The sequence below is a fragment of the Halobacteriovorax sp. DPLXC-1 genome (assembly GCF_036903125.1).
Lineage (GTDB): Bacteria > Bdellovibrionota > Bacteriovoracia > Bacteriovoracales > Bacteriovoracaceae > Halobacteriovorax_A > Halobacteriovorax_A vibrionivorans.
Genome location: NZ_JAYMCO010000003.1, coordinates 826606 through 847703, shown reverse-complemented (window position 1 = coordinate 847703; position 21098 = coordinate 826606). Strand labels below are relative to the sequence as shown.

Here is a 21098-nt window from a genome sequence, read left to right as displayed (position 1 = left end):
TGGGCTGGGCTGGGCTGGGCTGGGCTGGGCTGGGCTGGGCTGGGCTGGGCTGGGCTGGGCTGGGCTGGGCTGGGCTGGGCTGGGCTGGGCTGGGTTGCTAACTTTCACTTCGTGAAAGTGTCGCTTTTTCTTTGCGATTACTTTCCCATTGCTCCTGAAACAACAAAGCCGGGCTTGAACCCGGCTTGTTGAATAAAATTTTCTAGCTAAAGTGTTGGGGAGCTAGCACCGCAAACAATAGACTGGCTTTGGCCAGTCAATTTTGCGGGTGCTTAACCTACAATACGTTCACGCCATTTTCTAATATCTGGCGCTAGGTAGTCGTACTTCATCTCATCAAGAGTATATTGAGAGAATTCATAGTCTGTCGTGTGAGTTAGACACTCTGTTGGACAAACAGTTGTACAAAGACCACAGTAACAGCAAAGCGCTGTATCAATTGTGAATTGCATAAGATCAAGCTTAATAGGAGTACCATTTTTCGCTTTAATCGTTGGTGCATCTTTTTCTCTTCTAGTTGCTGTAATGTAAATACAGTCAACTGGACAAGCCGTTGCACACTGGTAACAAGAAATACAGTTTTCAACATCGTTGAAAAGACGAGAGCGAGAGTTTTTAGGAAGCTCTTCTCTTACTTCTGGATACTCAATTGTTACAGGCTTTACACCGTATACATATTTAAAAGTAATACCTAGACCTTTTGTTACAGTTCTAACTGCTGTCCAAATATTCTTAAACCATTTTCCTAATGTTAATTGCTCACCTGCTTGGTAAGTTGCTTGTGTACTCATCGGTCAACCTCTCCTAGTACAATATCAATACTTCCGATTGTAGCAACGAAGTCCGCAATCATCTGACCTTTTCCAAGTTCAGGAAGCATTGAAGTGTGTGTAAAACATGAAGACTTAACTTTAACTCTGTAAGGAGTTTTACCACCATCTGAAACGATGTGATAACCAAGCTCTCCACGTGGACACTCTGTTTTTGTATAGATTTCACCTTTAGGTAACTTGATGATCTTTGGAACTTTCCCCATAATTGGACCTTCCTCAATTCCATCAAGTGCTTGGCGTAGAATCTTAATTGATTCAAAGATTTCGAAAACACGTACATAATAACGGTCCCAACAGTCACCAACAGTTCCCATTTCACCTTTACCTGTAACTACATCAAAATCAAATTTCTCGTAGTAACCGTATGGCTTCTTCTTACGAAGATCCCACTCAACACCTGAACCACGAAGAACAGCACCTGTTGCTCCGTATTGGTAAGCCATTTCTGGAGTTACAACACCAACATTTGCAGTTCTGTCACGGAAGATAGCATTCATACCAACAAGATCGTGGTACTTTTTCACATTCTCTTCCATCTTAGTACAGAAAGTATCGATACGACGAAGTTGATCATCAGTGATGTCGTTCCATACACCACCTACCCAAATATAATTATAAAGAAGACGGGCACCAGAAAGCTCTTCAAAGAGTCTTAGGATTTCTTCTCTATCTTGGAATGCATATAAGAAAGGAGTGAAAGCACCAAGGTCGATTGCATAAGTACCAAAGTACATTAAGTGTGATGCAATTCTTTGTAGCTCTGCTACGATAATTCTGATGTATTCAGCTCTTTCTGGAATTTCTGTCCCAAGCATTTTCTCAACACCGTGAACGTATCCCCACTCCATTCCCATAGCACCTAAGTAATCCATACGGTCAGTGAAAGGAATAATTCCGCGGTAGTCTAAGTTCTCGCTGTGCTTTTCCATACAACGGTGTAAGTAACCAAGGTATGGAGTTGCTTGAACAACAATTTCTGAGTCTGTTTTAATCTCAACACGTAAAACCCCGTGAGTCGCCGGGTGTTGAGGACCCATGTTAACAGTTAGAAGATCTGTATGAAGAGCCTCTTGCTGTTTAACATCTTGTGTTTTATTTAATGTATCTTCCATTAAAAATATCCTTAAAAATTAATTATTTGCTTCATCCATTTTCTTATTTAGAGCAGCCTCTAAATCAGCAGAAATCTTTCCATCCCATGAACCAGATACTTTCTTTGGTTCAGCAGCATCAACTCTCGCTTTAGCGAAGAATTCATGATCAGCATTATTGATTTTATGTTCAGGATTAATCTCAAGACCATGCCAAGCTTTTTGAACTTCATAATCTTTACGAAGTGGAAAGCCTTCCCAGTCTTCAGGGCATAGGATTCTTCTTAAGTCAGGGTGTCCAACAAATTCAACACCGTTCATGTCATACACTTCTCTTTCAAGAAAGTTTGCAGACTTCCAAACGTCACATACTGAATCAACCTTAGGAACATCATCCTTGTTAGCTTTTGGAAGCTTAACTTTAATGATGACGTCATCAGAGTTAGTAATAAATGAAGCTAGCATATAATTAACTTCAATTTCATTATCGTAGTCAACGCCTGAAACAACTTGAAGAACATTGAATTGATATTCAGAGCTATCTCTAAGAACAAAACAAACGTCTTTGATTTTAGAAGCATCAACTAAGATTGGCTTATCACCTGCTTCATTTTCAATTAAAGATGCGTTTGCGCCACTAACTTTATCATTAATAAAACTTACTAATTCATTAAGCATGCTTCACCCACTTATCTTTAAGAAGTCTCTCATTTGCTACTTTCTTTTGAAGTGTCATAAGACCCTCAATAAGAGCTTCTGGTCTAGGTGGGCAACCTGGAACGTAAACGTCTACTGGAATGATTTCATCAACACCCTTAAGGACGTGATAACCATGTTGCCAGTAAGGGCCACCTTTGTTGGCACATGAGCCCATTGAAATAACATATTTCGGCTCGGCCATTTGTTCATAAAGAGTCTTAATTCTTGGTGCCATCTTAAGTGTTACTGTCCCTGCAACAATCATTAAGTCCGCACGTCTTGGAGTCGCCATGAAAGCACCACAACCAAAGCGTTCTAAGTCATACTTAGCACCACCAGTTGCCATCATTTCAATAGCACAACAAGCTAGACCAAATGTCATTGGCCATAGAGAATTCTTTCTTCCCCAGTTAAGGAAGTCATCGAGTTTTAATAAAACAACACTATCTTGCATTGTCAGCAATCCTTTTTAGATATGTAAAATTATGAAATTCTTAGCTTATAAATTACCAATGCTTAGGTTTCTAGTCAATTAAAGGCACACAAAAAACGCATGTTTTTTGATAGCGCATAGGGACAATCCCTAAACAGCTATATATCAAACAAATCAATGGACTAAATAAAATTCAATCTAAATATGCTCGACATCGAGCATTAAAGTTGGCACGTGCCTTTGTAACCTTCTCATTAGCACTAGCAATTGAACGAGTTTTTGACTCCGAAAGATAGGTCATTCGTTTAAGGTCATTGTGACAGACCTTTGTCATGATTTCTTGAAACTCTTCTACGATGGCCACCGGATACGGGCTGGACCAGGCAGATGAGATCAAGCTCGACTGTTCAGGTGAAATATGTGTAATCACTTCTTGTTTAATTCCGTGCTCATCAGCAGACTTTTTAAACTTATCATAGTGTTCACCTAGTTTATAAAATTCCTTTATAGCGAGATTTCTTGAGAACTCTTCCCCATCTAAGATATTAAGACATTGTGCAGATATGGACTTTAGTCCGTAAATATCACGTCCCACCTTACATTCAACGATAAATGCATCAACTTCCCCTCCTATACCTTGAATAGTATCTTCAAGAAAAGAAGATAGAGAAAACTCTCCAACATAAGGATTAAAAGGCTTCTTATAAATATAGTGTGTAAGTTCGTGAATTAAATCTAAAACAGCGTTCTTTGTATTATGTGACTTATCGATATAAACTTTTGAGCGAGTTTCAAAGCGTACACTTTCTGGAGAATTTGGACTGAACTTTCTTACAAGTGTCGTATCTGTAACAGAGACTTCACCACTTTCAATAACCTCTTCAAGCCTTTTGTGATCCTTAGCAGCTCTTAGTCTGGCCTTATCAATTAAATTCACACCAAGTTTAGAGGTGTTAATTATATTAATTAATTGCTCAATACTCTTTTCTTCAGTTGAAGCAAGTCGTCTCCAATTCCCACTGTACTTCTTAGTACCAGAGTAAATTGTTCCGCCTCTTTCTCCCCAACTTTGTGCAAAAGTATTGCCCATGCTGCAAAGCAAGTAAGTCATCATTATAAATATCGTAGAATTAGACAATATCGACATTAATTTAAGTATCGACATTTGATGGTAATTCTTGAGTTATAATTAGCAGTTTTAACGAAAGTGCAAAATACTTCCTTTAACTTAATGCGTTTTGCACTTAAGAGGCAAAGCCATTAGAATAAGCATGTTCAAAAAAGAAAGAATATTAAGAATCTATGAATCAAGGAGAAAACAATGGAACATAAACTTCCAGAACTACCATGGGCAAAGGATGCTTTAGCACCTCATATTTCAGCTGAAACAATCGAGTATCACTACGGAAAGCATCACAATGCATACGTAACAAAGCTTAACGCAGCGATTCCAGGAACTGAATTTGAAAACATGACTCTTGAAGAGATCATCATGAAGTCAAAGGGTGGATTATTCAATAATGCTGCTCAAGTATGGAACCATACATTTTACTGGAACTGTCTTGCTCCAAACGCAGGTGGAGAAGCAACTGGTGCAGTAGCTGACGCTATTAATGCAAAATGGGGATCATTTGATAAGTTCAAAGAAGAATTCTCTAATTCTGCAGCAACTAACTTTGGTTCAGGTTGGACTTGGCTTGTTAAGAACAAGGCTGGAGAGCTTGAAATCGTTAACACTGACGATGCTCAAACTCCAATGACAGATGGTCACACTGCTCTTATGACAATCGACGTATGGGAACATGCTTACTACGTTGATTACAGAAATGCTCGTCCTTCATATATCGACGCTTTCTGGAAACTAGTTAACTGGGACTTCGTAAACAAGAACCTTGCTTAATTAGCGACAAACAAATCAAAAAAGAAGGGCCTCTATTTTAGAGGCCCTTTTATTATCCAACAAATTTTAAAACTTTTACTTCTAGTCCAAAATTATCCTCTTTTCGAAGAAGCTGAAATCGAGTCTTATCCTTAGTAGGATGAAGGTGCTTTACCTTTCCTAACTCTTCCTGAAGGTGTTTAGCGGACTCAATCGACTGACATTCAATCTTGTACTGATCACCCTTCTTTTGTTCAACAGGCAATAGATAGAACTCATCTTCAAATAAGTTTACATCAATTAAAAACATAAATAATTCCCCTATCTCTCTAAGTACCTATTTTTTCGGAAGGAATTAAAAAATATTAATGATTTTTTTCAGAATGTCGATATGTTTAATAAGTATTGGAGCAAATTATGAAAAGAATTATCGCAGCAAATTTAGTTATTTTAATTGCACTTACAGTTAAGGCAACTCAGGACTTTAAAAATAAAGATGAGTCTGTTTTCAATAAACACATTAATGCTCAAGCAAAGACTGCTGTTGAACTTTCTAATTTAAAAGATCAAGCGGATTTTGCTACGCGAACAGCGGCAACATATAAAGAGAAGTATGAAAAAGTACTTCAAGAAAAAGAAGTCCTATTATCTGAATACAAGGCCTATAAAATAAGAAGTGAAAAGCTTGTTGAAGTTCTCGATGAGAAAGGTCTTATTACACCAGAGATTGCAAAATATACTCAAAGATACGATGGTCGCCTACCGGCCAGTGACGAGTAATCTAAAAGCTAATTACATTATACGTAACAGAAATATCAAATTGGAGAAGAGAGTAAATCTCTTTTCCAATATAATAATTGAAATCCGTCCTCACTCTTAGAGCTTCTGTTATCGGAAAATTAAAACCCATTCCAAAAACCACTGAAGAGAACGTTTGATCTAAGAGACCTGATAACTTTGTACCATTATATACTGAAGAACTTCCTTCAACTGCTGTTGAATGATAGCCAAGGTTGAGATCAACTATATCTTCGAGCGTGAAACGAAACATAAAACCAAATTGTAAGGTTTCTAGGTCGATCTTATAACCCTGATGATCATTCTTTAAAGTTCCTGGCCTAAAGAATCCTTCAAGAGAAATTGTGTCATATCGAATTCCAACATTTGCAGAAGGAATAATTGCAGTAGCGCCATTATAATAATCGCTCTCAGAGATGACTCCAGAAAATGTAGTTCCACCTCCAACATAGAAGTCCAAGGCCTTTACATTAATAGATATGAAAATAGCAATTACTATGGATAAAGTCTTAAAGAATCCCACTTATTACCTTTTTTAACAAATTGAAAACGATCGTTAAGTCTGTGCTCTCCGTAAATGAAAAAAGTTATCTCATTAACTTCAACATAATACCCTCCCCAATTCTCTGGATAAGGAACACTTTCATTATTATAACGTATTAGGTTTTCATGGTATTCAGTTTCTAAATTTTTCCTACTAGGTACAGATTCTGATTGTTTTGAAGTAAGACTTGCAACTTGGCTTTCCTTAGCTCGTGATTGGAAATAGCTTCTTGAAATATCTCTTTCACACTTACTAATTTTCCCACGTATACGGACTTGCTTACCTAGACGGTGCCAATAAAAAGTCATTGCAACATTATTATTACCATCTATCTCTTTTGCTTTTACAGAATTATAATTAGTAAAAAAGAGAGGCTTTCCTTTGTGAACTTCTTTTAGCAAGAGAGTCCTTGCATTTGGAGCACCGTGTTCATCCACTGTTGATAAGATAAATGCTGGAGCATTTTCTTCTTTATCTTGTGCATCTTGGAACCATTTTTCAAATATTTCAACAGGTGATTCTTTAAAGTCTCCAATAAAGTCTTTGTAATCGCTCAAATTATTACTCCATAATTATTTGAAAATCTCGCTTCGAATCGTGAAAGTCACGGTTGATATCGAGAATTTCATAGTAAATACTTGGGAATTCATGCTCTCCGTACTGAAAATGAACAGGGGCACTTCTGTTTCCAAGAATATCAAGTTTAAAGTACATCAAGTTTGGTAGGTCATTAATTGGTACCAAACTCTGCACAACTCGATAAAAGTACTTCCTAAAATTATTCTTGTCGATGTTATCGATCACCTTTTCTAATTTTAAATACACATTATCTGGATGAGATTTAAGAACTTTTAGAATTTGCTTGGCCACATGCCTTGTATGGGCCCTTTGCCAGAAGAAAACTCGACTTATAAAGTACTTACCATTTTTTCTCGTTCCAATAATACGATAGCCACGATCTTTCTTTATCTTATTAACTTCATGAATAATATCATCAAGAGTAATGTCGCCAATATAATCAAAGATCTCTTTTCTAAGTATCAAGCGATAGCGTACTTCTGTGGTAATATTCGTCTTAAGTCCTGGTACTTCTCCAAAGTCAATTTTTCTAAAAATAAAAGAAGGAACGAGTGCTCTTAACTTACGATAAGTTTTTTTCCACTCTCCTTTAGTGAAGTAGCGATCTTTTCGAAGATAATTTGTCCCAAAGTCTAATGCTGAGTTTAGGACTTTATTTTTAGGTATAAATGAAAAGAAGGACTCTTCCATCTTATCTTTTCGTCGATGAATTAGAATATTAAATTCTTCGCTATATCGGTAGACTTTATTAGGAAAGAAATAATCTCCTTGGTCTTCTCCATTTAGAATTGAAATATTATTCTTATAATAAGTCATATTGTAGTCGATCTCAGAAATAAATACTCCAAACTTCAATCCACTTCTTTCGTACTTATATTCGTTAAATCCTTGAAATAGTAATTCCACCCCAGCATTAAAAGCGGCCAACTCATTTGCTAAGCTAAAGTCTGAGATTAACTTCTCTTCAATATATTGACGTCCCGTATACTGGCCGAACATTTTATCAAAGTTTAGCTTAAACTTTGGCTTTAAAATTAGATCGAAAGCTTCGCGTGCCTTTGGTTTACTTAAATCAAACACGTAATCTAAAATATATTGTTCACCGATTCCTCGACCATAATTGAACTCAAAGACTTCAAGCTCAAAGCGTTTTGATACAAAATCAGGAGCTTTAACTGCTTTTACTAAAGTTACAAAAAAATCACTTTCAACTTTTGCTCCAGCTCTAGCCTCTGTAGATGTACGAGTAACTATTTTGAGTCTTACCTTAGACTCATCCATACGGTAAATATTTATAATATAATTACCACTAGTGATAACATTTGCGTTTACTTTAGCACCAATAATATCGGCATAATCATAACCGTAACTAGCTCCAATATTTAAATTCATGCTCGCAGGCATGGAAACAAAGTCTCCAACATTTAAACGCTCTAATGTACTTTCAGCATCAAATGGAATCTTATGGAATGAATAAGGAAGTGCGAGTATCGCTTTTTTCTGACTTTCAAAATGTCTAATAAAAGTAACTCGATCATCTTTTGAAAATGTAAGGCTTATTGGAGTAATCGCATCGATATAAGAGCCAGGGTTTACAGATCGATTAAATCTCCACTCATCTACTCTTGCAAACTTCCCCTTCAGATACGAAGGAGTCATTTCATAATTATACTTTAAACCGAGTCCGACACCTTTAATTTTATCGTAATTAAAAATATCAACAGAAGTTGAAAGGTTTAAATTTGCAACCTCTCTAATAATAATGTCTTTTAGTTTTCCATCTTTAAGAAAACTATTATCTTCGCTATTGGCAAATGAAGACAAATTAAACACTGATAAGAGTGCAATAATAAAGTGAATTGGTCTGATTTTATTCATCGCTAGATGCTAACGATTTTTGAACTAGTCGGCAAATACAATTTAATGAAGATTTATAAGGCCTCTGGCAGTATTATCCTCGTTTTCAACATGTAGAAGATCCTTTAGTTTACGTGCATAAAGAAGATTTTCGTTATGGCGTTTTAATATGGCATATGTTGGAACTGCAATCTCATTATCTGGGCCAAGGCAATATAGATTCTGAAAGATTGTTTCATTACCTATTGCAGCAAGAATGATCTCACCTCTCAATGCCAAGGTTTCAAGATATTCAAGGTGCTCGCTAAAAAAGCTCTCTTTCAAATAAATTCCCTGCTCTTTTAATAATTGCGTAGCATTAAGAATTAAAGACTCATCTGATGATAAGAATCCAACTGGCAATTTTTTAACAACTTGCTCCATAGGCAAATCTCTAAACTTAGCGGCCATGGAAGTACTTATATAAAAGCGAAGCTGATTATTTGCGACCAAGAAGTTCTTATACATGTCATTACTTATCGGATTGTCACTAATAGCAATATCAACAGTATCGTTTTCTAAGAAGTACATTGTCTGTGAAAAATTTTTGGATCTCTTTGTTTTTGTATGGCCAAAGTCTCGATATAATTGAAAGTAATCTCCCAAGAAAGCCGAGACGGCCTGTGATTCTAAATGTGACTCTATAGAAAAAGAAACATCATACCCGCCATCATCTTCAAAAGTTAGGCTATCAATAAGGCGCATACCATTATCAAAGATATTCTTTGCATAGGAATAAACGTCTTCGCCTTTTTGCGTTAGAACAATCTCACGGACCTTACGCTCAAACAATTGAACATCGTAATGCTGCTCAAGCTTCTTCACCTGTTCACTCACTGTAGAGGGAGCTAGCCCCATTTTTAATGCGGCCTTCTTTACAGATTTATGCTTTGCAGCTTCATAAAAACAATAGAGATGATTCCAATTCATAGAAGTAACATAAATCGGAAATTCCGAATTTACAAACAATTGACTTAATATAGCTAAATAAAATCGCTACTATCTTAACAGTTTTAAAAGAGGAAGACTTATGACTACGCAAAACACGATGTTTACTGCTATTAAAAAGCAAAATGAAAACCGTATAAACCTTCGAAATATGGAGAATATACGACTGATCAGTGCTTCAAGACTAGAGAATAGTTCATTCGATAACTCAATGCTAGATAAAATCAATATTAGACACTCAGACCTTAATGAAAGTGACTTGAGAAAGTGTAATATGAAGTACGCAAAGCACAATAATTCAAATTATGAAGGTGTTGACTTTACTTGGTCAAACCTAACAAGAAATAAATTCAAAAGAATCAATCTTAAAGACGTTACTCTTGAGTGTACCAACCTTGAAGATAGCTCTTTTGATGAATGTGAACTAGCTGCAACAAGCTTTCGCTGGGCAAACCTAAATGGTGTAACTTTTAAAAGCTGTAACCTAGCAGGTTGTGACTTCTCAAATGTAGACCTTACAAATACAGTCTTCATTAATTGTAACCTTAAAGGTGCCATTTTTAACATCAATACAAGAATGCCATTTCAAAAAGATAATGCAATTAACAAACTTGGCATGGACTTCGTTGGAATCCAATAGCCAATTAAGACGCGCTCCAGAAGATTTTACTCATTCAGTAGTAAATTGCTTAAACATTTCACTGCTTAAGTTTCTGGAGCGTCTACATATTCTATCTCATCCATTTCTTAATAATATTTCCATAGATTATCTTAGAAGAACTTTATATATTTATAGAGTAATTTTAAAAAGGATTAAATCGTAATGAAACGTGCTCACTCCATCGCAGAAAGCGTTGCTAAGTATATTGTTGATCATACTAAAACATGCCTCTTTCTTTCATTCTTATTACTTGCTATTGCCGGAAGTGGAATCGTAAAAATTAAAGCCAATTACTCAGTAAAAGGTTGGCTAATGGATGATGACCAACGCCTTGTTGATCTTAAGGCCCACGAAGGAACATTTGGGAGTTCAGATACAATCGATATCATGCTTTATAAGGAAGATGGTATTTTCGATGAAAAGACGGTTAAGACGATTCAAGATATCACAAGAGATCTGTGGCAGATTAAGCATATTGTTCGAGTTGAAAGCTTAACAAATTATAATTCAATTGAATCAGAAGAAGATGATATTTTTATCACTCCATTTTTAGATGAAGAGGTTGAACTATCAGCTGAAAACCTAGCAAAGAAAAAAGAAAGAGCAATTAATGATAATCAACTTATCAATTCATCTCTTTCAAAGTCTGGACGATTCACTTACATAAGGGCGTTTCTTGATACATTTGAAACGACTCCTCCTTATGATCAAGTTGTTGTTGATACCGAAGAATTGTTAGAGAAGTACAAAAAAGAAAATAATAATATCCAGTTTTTTCTCGGTGGGATTTCATTTATTAACGAATCCCTACAAAGAGCATCTGATCGAGATATGGCCGTTGTTTTCCCTATTGTTGTGACGGTTCTTTCGATAATTCTTCTATGGTTTTTTAAAAGCTTTCTTGGCGTTGTTCTCCCCTTCTCACTTGTTGGTCTTGCGATTTTAACAACTTTTGGTATTGAGGGACATTTAGGAATCGAGCTATCAAGTATTATTGCTGCACTTCCGGCCATTCTAATAGCGATTGGTATTGCAGACTCGATCCATATCCTCATTGGCTATCGTCACTTTGCTTTATTTGAAGGAATGAATAATCACGATGCTGCAATTGCATCTTTAAAAAAGAACTTCATTCCAACCCTTCTTACAACATTAACAACTTCAATCGGTTTCTTCTCTCTAACAACGACAGAGATTAAACCAATTTATAATCTTGGTATTCTCTCTGGTATTGGAACAATGATTGCATGGTTCTTTACTTACTTCTTCCTAGGAGCCTTACTAACTAAGATTTCTTTTAAAAGAAAGAAAGATGAAGACGAGAATAAATTCAGTGCCTTTGATGGTATCTTCCAATTTGCAGAAGATCATAAAGTCTCTATAAATATCATGACACCAATTATTGCAATTGGCGCCATTTACCTAGGAATGCAAAATTATATCAATGCTGATCCTATTGAGTACTTTGATAAAGGTACTCCTGTAAAACAGGCCTTTGATAAAACAAGATCTGAATTTGGTGGATCACGTGTCATCGAATTAGTTTTTGACTCAGGTGAACCTGAAGGAGTAAAGAATCCAGTTTTTATGAAGAAAGCTGAAGAGCTAGTTCAATGGATGCTAGAGGATGAGAAGATTATTCGAGTAAGCTCAATTCTTGATATCATCAAGAAAATGAATAAGACGCTCCACTCAGACAATGAAGAATATTATGCAATTCCAGATACAAGAAGGGCCATTGCGGATCAACTCTTCTTATACACTCTAGGACTTCCTCAGGGACTTGATCTAAAGAATCAATTATCTCTTGATAATCAGAAGTTTCGCGTACTCGTTATGTGGGATATCAATGACTCAACTGCTGCCATTGAAAAAACTGATAAGATTATGGAAAAGGCAAAGGAAATTGGAATCGATATTTACGAAGCGGGACAATCCCCTATCTACAATCGAGTTAATGACCTTGTTGTAAACACTCTACTAACATCAATGAGTATTTCACTTCCAATTATTTTCTTAATTATTCTCTTTGTTTTCAAAGATCTCTCACTTGCACTACTTTCATTAATTCCAAACGTCTTACCTTTAAGTGTTGCTGCTGGAATTATGTACTTAGTTGGTGATGAATTAAATATTGGAAACGTAATCGTCTTTGCTGTTTGTCTCGGTATTGCAGTGGATGACACTATCCACTTTGTCTCAAATTACAAACTAAAGATGATGGCCGGTATGAGCGGGCACGACGCTTTAGCATCGACAATGCACCAAACAGGAAAAGCACTGACTTTAACAACGTTAATGCTTACGATCGCCTTTGGTCTCTTCTACTTAGGAGACTTTGTGCCTAATCAAAAATTTGGTGTTTACTGTTCAATTATTCTAACTTTAGCGCTTATTGCAGACCTAATTGTCCTACCTGCTGCGTTATTAAGTCTAAAGAGTTCAAGAGAATAGACTCTAAGGTATAGAAATTACATATCAACTCATCATATGTCTTAACTTACAGCTTACAAACTGCTATAAGCTAAGACATATTTTGAGGTATTTTAATGACGAATCAAACAGATCAAAACACACAAGAGTACACTGATCAATACGAGGCCCAACGCCAGAAAATTCAACAAAAGAAGGCCCGCTTAAATATCGGAAAAGAGAAAGAGGCCAGAAACCTGGAAAGAAAACCAGAGTGGCTTCGAGTTGGTCTACCAACAGGTGATAACTTTAAAGAAGTAAGAAAAGAATTACGCGAAAAGAAGCTTTTCACAGTATGTGAAGAAGCAAGTTGTCCAAATATGTCGGAATGTTGGTCCGCAAAAACTGCAACAATGATGATTCTAGGAGGAACGTGTACAAGAGCATGTAAGTTCTGTCATGTTGATACAGGAAATCCTAAAGGTGTCGTTGATTTTAATGAAATAGAAAATGCCGCAAAAATGGTTGAGACTATGTCACTAAAATACCTTGTTGTAACAAGCGTTGACCGTGATGATCTTCCAGACTTTGGTGCTGGCCATTTTGCTAATGTCGTTAAACGAATTAATAAAGACTATCCAGATACTCTAGTAGAAGTGCTAATCCCTGATTTTAATGGTGAGTCCCAGCATATGGACACTCTTGCAAAGAGTAATCCATTTGTCATTGCTCAAAATATTGAAACAGTAAAAAGACTTACTCACGATGTACGCGACAGACGTGCGGGATATGAACAAACTCTTAATTGCTTAAAATATTACAAAGAAAACTATCCTCATATAGCAACGAAATCTTCTATCATGCTTGGACTAGGAGAAACTCATGAAGAAATTCTTGAGACGATGCAAGATCTAAAAAATGTAGGATGTGATATCGTTACTCTAGGTCAATACATGCGCCCTACAATGAGACACCTAAAAGTTGAGCGCTACTATAAACCACAAGAGTTTGAACACTATAAGAAAGTCGCCTATGAAATGGGATTTGAATTCGTAGCCTCAGGACCGTTAGTACGTTCAAGCTATAAAGCAGCAGATTATCTTGATCACCTAAGAGCGAAAGGCCATGACATTTAACGAATTGCTTAAAGAATTAAATATCAATGAATTTGACCTTGAGACTCAAGGCCAAACTCATATTTTTCATAAAGATAATTGGGACTATGAAGAAGCTCTTACCTTTCAAGAGAAGGTTAATGAGTTTATTTATGATAACCCTGAACAAATGGTCTATATCATCACTTCCCATCCAGAAGTCTTTACGATGGGACGAGGATTACAACGTAATCAAATCGAGCAACATGGACTTGTTGATTTTGACCAGGCCATTATTAATAAAATTGATGTTCCTGTAGTTAATATAAAAAGAGGTGGCGGGTTAACCTTTCATCATCCAGGTCAAGTGATAGTCTATCCAATCGTCCATATTGGTAGGCAGAAACTAAAGACAATTGAGTTAATTAATAACCTATTCAAAAGTACAGTTAGGGCCATTGAAAATAATGACAAAACAATTTCTAATCTAGACTTTGATAGGCCATTGCTTGGATTATGGCATGGAGAAAAGAAGTTAGCATCAATGGGCGTCCAACTTAAGCGCTTTGTTTCTATGCATGGGATGGCATTAAACGTCTATCCATCACAGAAGATGAATCGTGCACTACAATTAACTTTTCCATGTGGCCTGCCTGGAGATATTTACAATACCCTCGTGAATGTATCAGAAGATGTCATTGATAAAGAAAATTATCGCTCAAATTTTATAAAATGTTTAAAAGAACAATTACTTAATTAAAAAAGGCCTCATTTGAGGCCTTTTCTTATTTTCGATATGATTTAATCTTCTCTCTAAACTTTTTGCGCTCGGCCTTCATTTGTGCCTTAAATTCTTTCTTGAGTTTCTTTATCTCATCTCGTTGAGTTTTATGTCTAAGTTCTTTCATTTTTTTCCTAAACTCAGAGCTTTTCTCTTTCAATTCTTTGCGAATGCTTTTATTTGCATCTTTATTACCAAATTTAATTTTCGACTTTATAGCATTCATCTCTTTTATATGCTTTAGAACCATACTACGGTTCTGTTCCAAAAACTTTTCTCTTAAATCAAAGATTTGATTTTCTAACTTCAATCTTTTATTCATTTGTTCTTTTTGAAATTTATTAAATTCACCTTCAAGCTTAGCAATATCTTCTTTAGAAAGTTTTGCAATATCTTTTGAAAAGTCCTCTACTTTTTCATGACGATCTCGATGACCTCGTCGTCCCTCTCCGTCACGATATTTTCCGCGTCCTCCACCTCTTTCAGCAAGAGCAGAAAAAGTTAATAAAAAAGTTAAGATAAGAATATTAAATTTCTTCACGACTCACTCCTTAGGTTGGTCTTTAACTATTATACTCAAGCGATATCAAAAAGTTTCACACAAGCATAAACTGCTGATATTAAAGGCATTTTTTATCTAGTGAAACTTAATACTCAATTAACAGTATAATATATATGCGTATGATGAAGACAATATTTGGTGCAAATTCAAAACTTACAAGGGCCTCAGACAAAGAGTTGATGCTTCTTGTTACCAAAGATAATAATCATCATGCTTTTAGAAAACTATATGAGCGCTTAAGTGAGAAGCTTTATCGCTTTATCTATTATATTGTCCTTGATGAGAGTGTTGCCCAAGAAATCACTCATGAAGCTTTCCTTACCCTCTATGATAAGAGGAAGATGTATCGAAGTGATTACCAAGTTTCAACATGGCTTTGGACTATAGGTAGAAACAAAGCATACGACTATAAAAAGAAGAAAAAAGAGATCAGTATAGATGATGAAATATTAATTTCATTACCAAATGATGATATCTCAACACTTCAAAAACTTGCACAAGAAGCAAGCTCTGAAACAATAAAAGAAGCATTAAAGCTTCTTCCAGATTCACAAAGAGATGCCATCCTCTTATGGATGGATGACTATAATACAAAAGAGATGGCAGAGATTATGGAAAAATCGGAACAGGCCATTAAAAATCTTATAAACCGAGCAAAAATGAAACTTAAGGAAGTACTTGAAGGAAGAATGGAGTCGATATGAAAAAAGACATATTAAAAGACATTCTAAATGAGAAAACGCAAATTCAGGTTCCAAGAAACTTGGAACAAGATTTCTTACAAAAGTTTGATAATCATATTGAAATGAAAAGAACCAAGAAGAGAATTTTCTTTGGAATTAAGAATATTACTCTCACTATCGCCTCTTTATGTATTTTTACAATAGCTTTTATTAACTATACAGCTCCATCATCTAATAAAACGACTACAGTTTCTGATTATCTAAGCTTTGTTGAAAGTAATTTTAAAAACGACGATATTATTATCGAGAATATTGATGAAATAGATGGACTTGCATATACTAACTTCTATGATGATTACTAAACCATAATAGGAGTTTAAATGACACAAGAAAGAAATGACCACTTAAATGTTTTAGGTACTCCTTTACAAATGTGTGGCTGTACTCCAATGACAGGTTTTTATCGAGACGGTTTTTGTCGAACAGATATGCAAGACAGAGGAATGCATACAGTTTGTTGTGTTGTAACAGAAGAGTTTTTAGAGTTTTCAAAAGCTGACGGCAATGATCTCTCAACCCCTATGCCTCAATTTCAATTCTCAGGATTAAAACCAGGAGACAAGTGGTGTCTTTGCGCTGGCCGCTGGCTAAATGCATACAAGGCAGGGAAAGCTTGTCCTGTTATTCTTGAATCTTGCCATGAGGAAACCCTAGCGGTAATCCCTCTTAGCGCACTTAAAGAATTTTCACTTAGATAAGATAATCATCTTATTCCCTTAGATAATTTTTCATTAAGATGACTTTAGTCATACTTTGAGAGTGATTTAAAAATTATAAGCTGTATACCTGAATCAAAAGTATACGGACCCTAAAAAAAAGTTAAAATTAAAGTTACTTTTTAAAATATTCGTATATATAGATTCTTAAAAAATTTTACTTCTAATTATTATGAGGAATAAAAGTTGAGAAAGCATCTTATCATTATCTTGGTTTTTTTATTTTCACAAGCTGGCCAAGCAGCTAAGAACAAAGACAATAGTCAATCTCCAAATAATCAAAATACTTCAAGTAGTAAGAATACTGGAAGTTCGAATAATAATGGCAACAAGGGCAATGGAAATAATGGCAACGGCGTAGGCGGTTCTGAAGGCAACCAAGGAAACGGCAATAGCGGAGATAACGGAAACGCTGGTGGCGATAACGGAGACTCTGGAAATAGTGGAGACAACGGAAACCACGGTAACGGAAATAATGGCAACGGTAATGGCGGCTCTGAGGGTAACCAAGGAAATGGCAATAGCGGTGATAACGGAAACGCTGGTGGCGATAACGGAGACTCTGGAAATAGTGGAGACAACGGAGACTCTGGAAATAGTGGAGACAACGGAAACCACGGTAACGGAAATAATGGCAACGGTAATGGCGGCTCTGAGGGTAACCAAGGAAATGGCAATAGCGGTGACAATGGAAACGCTGGTGGCGATAACGGTGACTCTGGAAATAATGGAGACAACGGAAACCACGGTAACGGAAATAATGGCAACGGTAATGGCGGCTCTGAGGGTAACCAAGGAAATGGCAATAGCGGTGACAATGGAAACGCTGGTGGCGATAACGGAGACTCTGGAAATAATGGAGACAACGGAAACCACGGTAACGGAAATAATGGCAACGGTAATGGCGGCTCTGAGGGTAACCAAGGAAATGGCAATAGCGGTGATAATGGAAATGGCGGTGGCCATGATGGCGACAATGGCGATAACGGCGACAATGGCGATAATGGCGACAATGGCGATAACGGCGACAATGGCGACAATGGCGACAATGGCGACAACGGCGACAATGGCGATAACGGCGATAACGGCGATAACGGCGATAACGGCGACAATGGTGACAACGGTGACAATGACGACAACGGTGACAATGGCGACAATGGTGACGATGGCCAAGAAGAAGACCAAGATGATGAGTCACAAGATAATACAGATAATGATGAAACACCAAAAGATACAGCAAAGAAGACAGATGAACTTAAGATGGAGTTTGCAGGGATAAAGCCAATTGTATTTGGTAATATTTACTCAACTTCTAGAATTGAAGCTACAGGTGAAGGCTTTGATGCTCCATCAGAAATTCAGTATACAGATAATGCTGGTGGATACCTTGTAACAACAAAGAGAAAATATGATTTAGGTCTTGGAGCTGCTGGTGTTTGGAATTTCCCGTACGCAGGTGAAGAATATCCAGAGCTAGTAAACTCATCTTTTGTTATTGGCCTAACAGCACTACAAAATTCAAGTGTTATCTATAAGAAGTCTTACCCTACTCTTGCACAAGCAAAGGCAAATTCACTTAGTGGGAAACTTCCATTTAAGGCCAGCGAACTTGAAATTTGGAACAATGGGGATAGTGTAAATTATATGGCAGAAGGAGGAGTTCTCCTTTCATTCACTGCTGTCTACAACTCTATTCCAGTTACGTTAGGTGGTATTTTTAAAGGTACTTATGATTACTATATTGAAAAACTAGAGGATAAAAGAGTCTATGTTGAAATAACGAGAACAGACTTAAAATCTGCGCTACTTTCAACAGGTATTTACTATGCGAATGCTTCTCTTTCAAAAGTTGAGAAAGAGGGTCAAAAGCTATCATATATTTTTGATCTATCAGATGAATATACAGCAAAGGTATATGAAGATGTTCTTAAAGGTAAATTCTTAGAAGCTCAAGAGATGGGAGAAACATATCCAGATCTAAGAGTGACTAAAGTTGAAACAGCTGATTTTAAAATGAAAGGAAAAGAGTTTAATATTGGATTCAAGACACCTTTTGTGCAAATTCTTTCTTGGAACTTTAACAAGAGTCTTTTTGTTGGAGTATCAGACACTGAGATTCATAGTAACGGAGTTATCACTCATCGTGATTATGGAGTATATAAGAGCGGAGTATCTTCAAACTTTGGGCCATTAGAGAGAACTTCACTTAAAGTATTTTATGGTGCGACAGCGAAAGCGACAGTAGAAGGAAAACACATTAATAATACTAGTGGAACATTTGTATGGTTATATGAATCCAACAATGGAACTTATAAGAAGTTAAGAAGAGCACTTTCGAAAGTTAAAGACTTCACTAACCTAACTGACTTTCTAAATGTTAAAATTGGAAAGAAGAAAGAGAAGCTTAATTACACAAAGCTTGAACTAAGTCTTGAGTATTCTGAAGCATTTACAAAATATTTAATGGATACGGACTTAAGCTACAACACACTAAAATATGATCTTGTTGGCGATATCAATACTGCATGTACACAAAGACATTACAATTATGATCGCCGCACTGAATGTATTGATAATGAGTCAAGAAAAGCAAGGTCTGCACTATCTTCTATCAAGAAGTATCTAGCTAAAATGAAAACAAGCTTTAAAAAAGATAATAAAGACTTCGTTAGTAATTATGCAAAAGTTGGAAAGAAGATATTATCAAGTAAGTACGTCTTCCAGGAAATTTTTGAGAGAGGTACTAAATGTGGAATGAAATTAAAACTTCATATGACAGGAGAGAAGTTTATTGCATTTGAAAAAGAATTAAATTATCCGAATACACCTGAATGTAAATAAAGATAAGGCCAGCTTAGCTGGCCTTTTTTATTCTTTACCTTATCTCACTCTCCTTTTACAATTTAACTATATGCAGCCGTAGTTCAGTTGGATAGAACGTCAGACTTCGGATCTGAATGTCGGGGGTTCGAGTCCTCCCGGCTGCGCCACATCGTGCTTCAAAATTACCCCAAAGGGCAGTTTTGAAGCACAGATGGATGTCATTTACTGAATACGACCTAGTATTCAGGCAAGACGAGCGAAGCGATGTCGCGGCTTTCGGTTACACTAAATCCCAACTCTAACATCTTCTAACTATAGAGCTTCGTAAGCAACTAACTTCGCGTAATTTCGTAGGCTACGTCACAACGCGTCTTCAAATACAATTGCCTAACGTGTAATGTCACTGCATGAAAAAACTAATCGCAATAACACTACTGGCAATCAGCACATTTGCCACACCCACTACAACTGAATTCAACAACTGGCTAGAAAGTCTAAAGACAGAATTAAACGAGAAAAATGGCTTTTCGTACGCACTACTAGATGAAGCATTTAACGGAGTAACATTTAATACTGATGTTATAAAATACGACCGCAGACAACCTGAGCATGTCATGAGTATGGGCCGTTATTTAAATATCGTCATTAGTAGTGAACGAGTTGAGAAGGGACAAAAATACCAAAGACAACTTGATGATATCTTCACTCAAATAAGACAAGACTATAACTTTCAAAGCCGCTTCCTTCTTTCATTCTGGGCACTAGAAACAAATTTTTCAAGTATTACTGGAAAGCTTGATATTATACGATCATTAACCACACTAACTTATGATGGAAGAAGATCTGCATTTTTCAAGAAAGAACTTATTAATGCACTAACAATGCTTGATAAAGGAATCTACTCTTACCCTACTGAGCGCATGCAAGGGTCTTGGGCCGGCGCAATGGGGTCAACGCAATTTATGCCATCTACAATGTTGGCCTATGCAATTGACTATGATCAAGATGGCTACATTAATATGTGGGAAAATCGTCATGACTTCCTTGGTTCTTCTGCAAACTTCCTATCACAAGTAGGTTGGCGTGGAGATGAGAGCTGGGGCCATGAAATAGAGCTTCCACAAGACTTTGATTACTTTCATAGTGGACTAAAGTATAAAGAAGATCTTCAATATTGGATCGATCGCGATATCACTCTAAAAGGAGGAACTCAACTTCCTCACACAGATGGAAAGACTGCAATTTACCTTCCTCAAGGAGCAAAAGGGCCTGCATTTATTGTATATCCAAACTTCTTCACTATTTTTAAATGGAATAATTCTGAAAAATACGCCCTAGGAATTGGTGTCTTGTCTGACTTAATTAATAATCGTGCGGATTATTTTTCAAAGTTTAATTTAAATGAAAAGTCATTCATGTCATTTGAAATGGCAAAACAAATTCAAGCTAAGTTAAATGAACTTGGCCATGATGCAGGTCCAGTTGATGGAATCCCTGGAAAACAAACAACAGCAGCAATTCAACGCTACCAAGTCTCTATTGGGCAAATACCCGACGGCTACCTAACTAAAGAGTTGGCCGAAGAGATTCTCTCAAAATAAACTAT

Annotated in this window: 22 protein-coding genes and 1 tRNA gene; 12 read left to right on the top strand and 11 right to left on the bottom strand. The window is 36.4% G+C overall.

Annotated features, from left to right (window positions below; translation table 11 throughout):
* Positions 1-272 precede the first annotated feature (272 nt).
* The 5 genes from VCM44_RS14100 to VCM44_RS14080 form a co-directional block, all read right to left on the bottom strand.
* Positions 273-791 carry a 4Fe-4S binding protein gene (locus tag VCM44_RS14100; RefSeq protein ID WP_114706448.1) on the bottom strand — a complete coding sequence of 173 codons (519 nt, stop codon included), beginning with the start codon at positions 789-791 and terminating at the stop codon, positions 273-275.
* Entirely contained in the window at positions 788-1945 is a 1158-nt protein-coding gene (locus VCM44_RS14095; RefSeq protein WP_120404524.1) for an NADH-quinone oxidoreductase subunit D, read from the bottom strand. The genes VCM44_RS14100 and VCM44_RS14095 overlap by 4 nt, the downstream gene beginning before the upstream one ends.
* An 18-nt stretch (positions 1946-1963) precedes the next feature.
* Positions 1964-2602 carry an NADH-quinone oxidoreductase subunit C gene (locus VCM44_RS14090; RefSeq protein WP_334679176.1) on the bottom strand — a complete coding sequence of 213 codons (639 nt, stop codon included), beginning with the start codon at positions 2600-2602 and terminating at the stop codon, positions 1964-1966.
* On the bottom strand, positions 2595-3077 hold the full coding sequence (locus VCM44_RS14085; RefSeq protein ID WP_114706451.1) for an NADH-quinone oxidoreductase subunit B: 483 nt from the start codon (positions 3075-3077) through the stop codon (positions 2595-2597). The genes VCM44_RS14090 and VCM44_RS14085 overlap by 8 nt, the downstream gene beginning before the upstream one ends.
* Positions 3078-3249: 172 nt before the next feature.
* Complete coding sequence (locus tag VCM44_RS14080; RefSeq protein WP_133296908.1) at positions 3250-4170, bottom strand: hypothetical protein; 921 nt, start codon at positions 4168-4170, stop codon at positions 3250-3252.
* Between the two features lie 207 nt (positions 4171-4377).
* On the opposite strand from VCM44_RS14080, the gene VCM44_RS14075 reads away from it, so the two are divergent.
* Positions 4378-4956: a superoxide dismutase gene (locus VCM44_RS14075; protein ID WP_114706453.1), complete on the top strand. Its 579-nt coding sequence runs from the start codon at positions 4378-4380 to the stop codon at positions 4954-4956.
* A gap of 52 nt (positions 4957-5008) precedes the next feature.
* Here VCM44_RS14075 and VCM44_RS14070 read toward each other — a convergent pair whose 3' ends face one another.
* A complete protein-coding gene (locus tag VCM44_RS14070) occupies positions 5009-5245 on the bottom strand; it encodes a hypothetical protein (RefSeq protein WP_114706454.1) in 237 nt (78 codons plus the stop codon).
* 107 nt (positions 5246-5352) lie between these two features.
* Here VCM44_RS14070 and VCM44_RS14065 point away from each other — a divergent pair, with 107 nt between their 5' ends.
* Positions 5353-5715, top strand: a complete 363-nt coding sequence (locus VCM44_RS14065) for a hypothetical protein (protein WP_114706455.1) — start codon at positions 5353-5355, stop codon at positions 5713-5715.
* Between the two features lies 1 nt (position 5716).
* Here VCM44_RS14065 and VCM44_RS14060 read toward each other — a convergent pair whose 3' ends face one another.
* The 4 genes from VCM44_RS14060 to VCM44_RS14045 are packed head-to-tail and all read right to left on the bottom strand — an operon-like array spanning position 5717 to position 9682.
* The gene (locus VCM44_RS14060) at positions 5717-6256 is read right to left on the bottom strand and encodes a hypothetical protein (RefSeq protein WP_114706456.1); all 540 of its coding nucleotides are present in this window, start codon (positions 6254-6256) and stop codon (positions 5717-5719) included.
* Entirely contained in the window at positions 6229-6834 is a 606-nt protein-coding gene (pdxH, locus tag VCM44_RS14055; RefSeq protein WP_114706457.1) for a pyridoxamine 5'-phosphate oxidase, read from the bottom strand. The genes VCM44_RS14060 and pdxH overlap by 28 nt, the downstream gene beginning before the upstream one ends.
* A gap of 4 nt (positions 6835-6838) precedes the next feature.
* Complete coding sequence (locus tag VCM44_RS14050) at positions 6839-8734, bottom strand: hypothetical protein (protein WP_120404519.1); 1896 nt, start codon at positions 8732-8734, stop codon at positions 6839-6841.
* A 42-nt stretch (positions 8735-8776) separates the two neighbouring features.
* Positions 8777-9682: a LysR family transcriptional regulator gene (locus VCM44_RS14045; RefSeq protein ID WP_334679175.1), complete on the bottom strand. Its 906-nt coding sequence runs from the start codon at positions 9680-9682 to the stop codon at positions 8777-8779.
* A gap of 100 nt (positions 9683-9782) precedes the next feature.
* On the opposite strand from VCM44_RS14045, the gene VCM44_RS14040 reads away from it, so the two are divergent.
* The 4 genes from VCM44_RS14040 (at position 9783) to lipB (ending at position 14627) form a co-directional block, all read left to right on the top strand.
* Positions 9783-10340 carry a pentapeptide repeat-containing protein gene (locus VCM44_RS14040; RefSeq protein ID WP_114706460.1) on the top strand — a complete coding sequence of 186 codons (558 nt, stop codon included), beginning with the start codon at positions 9783-9785 and terminating at the stop codon, positions 10338-10340.
* 183 nt (positions 10341-10523) lie between these two features.
* Positions 10524-12815, top strand: coding sequence for an efflux RND transporter permease subunit (locus tag VCM44_RS14035; protein WP_334679174.1), 2292 nt, complete (start codon positions 10524-10526; stop codon positions 12813-12815).
* Between the two features lie 95 nt (positions 12816-12910).
* Positions 12911-13909, top strand: a complete 999-nt coding sequence (lipA, locus tag VCM44_RS14030) for a lipoyl synthase (RefSeq protein WP_114706462.1) — start codon at positions 12911-12913, stop codon at positions 13907-13909.
* The gene (gene lipB, locus VCM44_RS14025) at positions 13899-14627 is read left to right on the top strand and encodes a lipoyl(octanoyl) transferase LipB (RefSeq protein ID WP_334679173.1); all 729 of its coding nucleotides are present in this window, start codon (positions 13899-13901) and stop codon (positions 14625-14627) included. The genes lipA and lipB overlap by 11 nt, the downstream gene beginning before the upstream one ends.
* A gap of 25 nt (positions 14628-14652) precedes the next feature.
* Here lipB and VCM44_RS14020 read toward each other — a convergent pair whose 3' ends face one another.
* Positions 14653-15189, bottom strand: coding sequence for a hypothetical protein (locus VCM44_RS14020; RefSeq protein WP_334679172.1), 537 nt, complete (start codon positions 15187-15189; stop codon positions 14653-14655).
* 140 nt (positions 15190-15329) lie between these two features.
* Here VCM44_RS14020 and VCM44_RS14015 point away from each other — a divergent pair, with 140 nt between their 5' ends.
* The 6 genes from VCM44_RS14015 to VCM44_RS13990 all read left to right on the top strand — a co-directional run bounded on the left by VCM44_RS14015 (position 15330) and on the right by VCM44_RS13990 (position 21093).
* Positions 15330-15914, top strand: coding sequence for an RNA polymerase sigma factor (locus VCM44_RS14015; RefSeq protein WP_162929559.1), 585 nt, complete (start codon positions 15330-15332; stop codon positions 15912-15914).
* On the top strand, positions 15911-16255 hold the full coding sequence (locus VCM44_RS14010) for a hypothetical protein (RefSeq protein ID WP_334679171.1): 345 nt from the start codon (positions 15911-15913) through the stop codon (positions 16253-16255). Before VCM44_RS14015 ends, VCM44_RS14010 begins: the two co-directional genes overlap by 4 nt.
* An 18-nt stretch (positions 16256-16273) precedes the next feature.
* Positions 16274-16651: a DUF2237 family protein gene (locus VCM44_RS14005; RefSeq protein WP_114706467.1), complete on the top strand. Its 378-nt coding sequence runs from the start codon at positions 16274-16276 to the stop codon at positions 16649-16651.
* Positions 16652-16855: 204 nt separating this feature from the next.
* The gene (locus VCM44_RS14000) at positions 16856-19510 is read left to right on the top strand and encodes a hypothetical protein (protein ID WP_334679170.1); all 2655 of its coding nucleotides are present in this window, start codon (positions 16856-16858) and stop codon (positions 19508-19510) included.
* Between the two features lie 72 nt (positions 19511-19582).
* Positions 19583-19659, top strand: a tRNA-Arg gene (locus tag VCM44_RS13995).
* Between the two features lie 240 nt (positions 19660-19899).
* The gene (locus VCM44_RS13990; protein WP_334679169.1) at positions 19900-21093 is read left to right on the top strand and encodes a lytic murein transglycosylase; all 1194 of its coding nucleotides are present in this window, start codon (positions 19900-19902) and stop codon (positions 21091-21093) included.
* Positions 21094-21098: the final 5 nt, after the last annotated feature.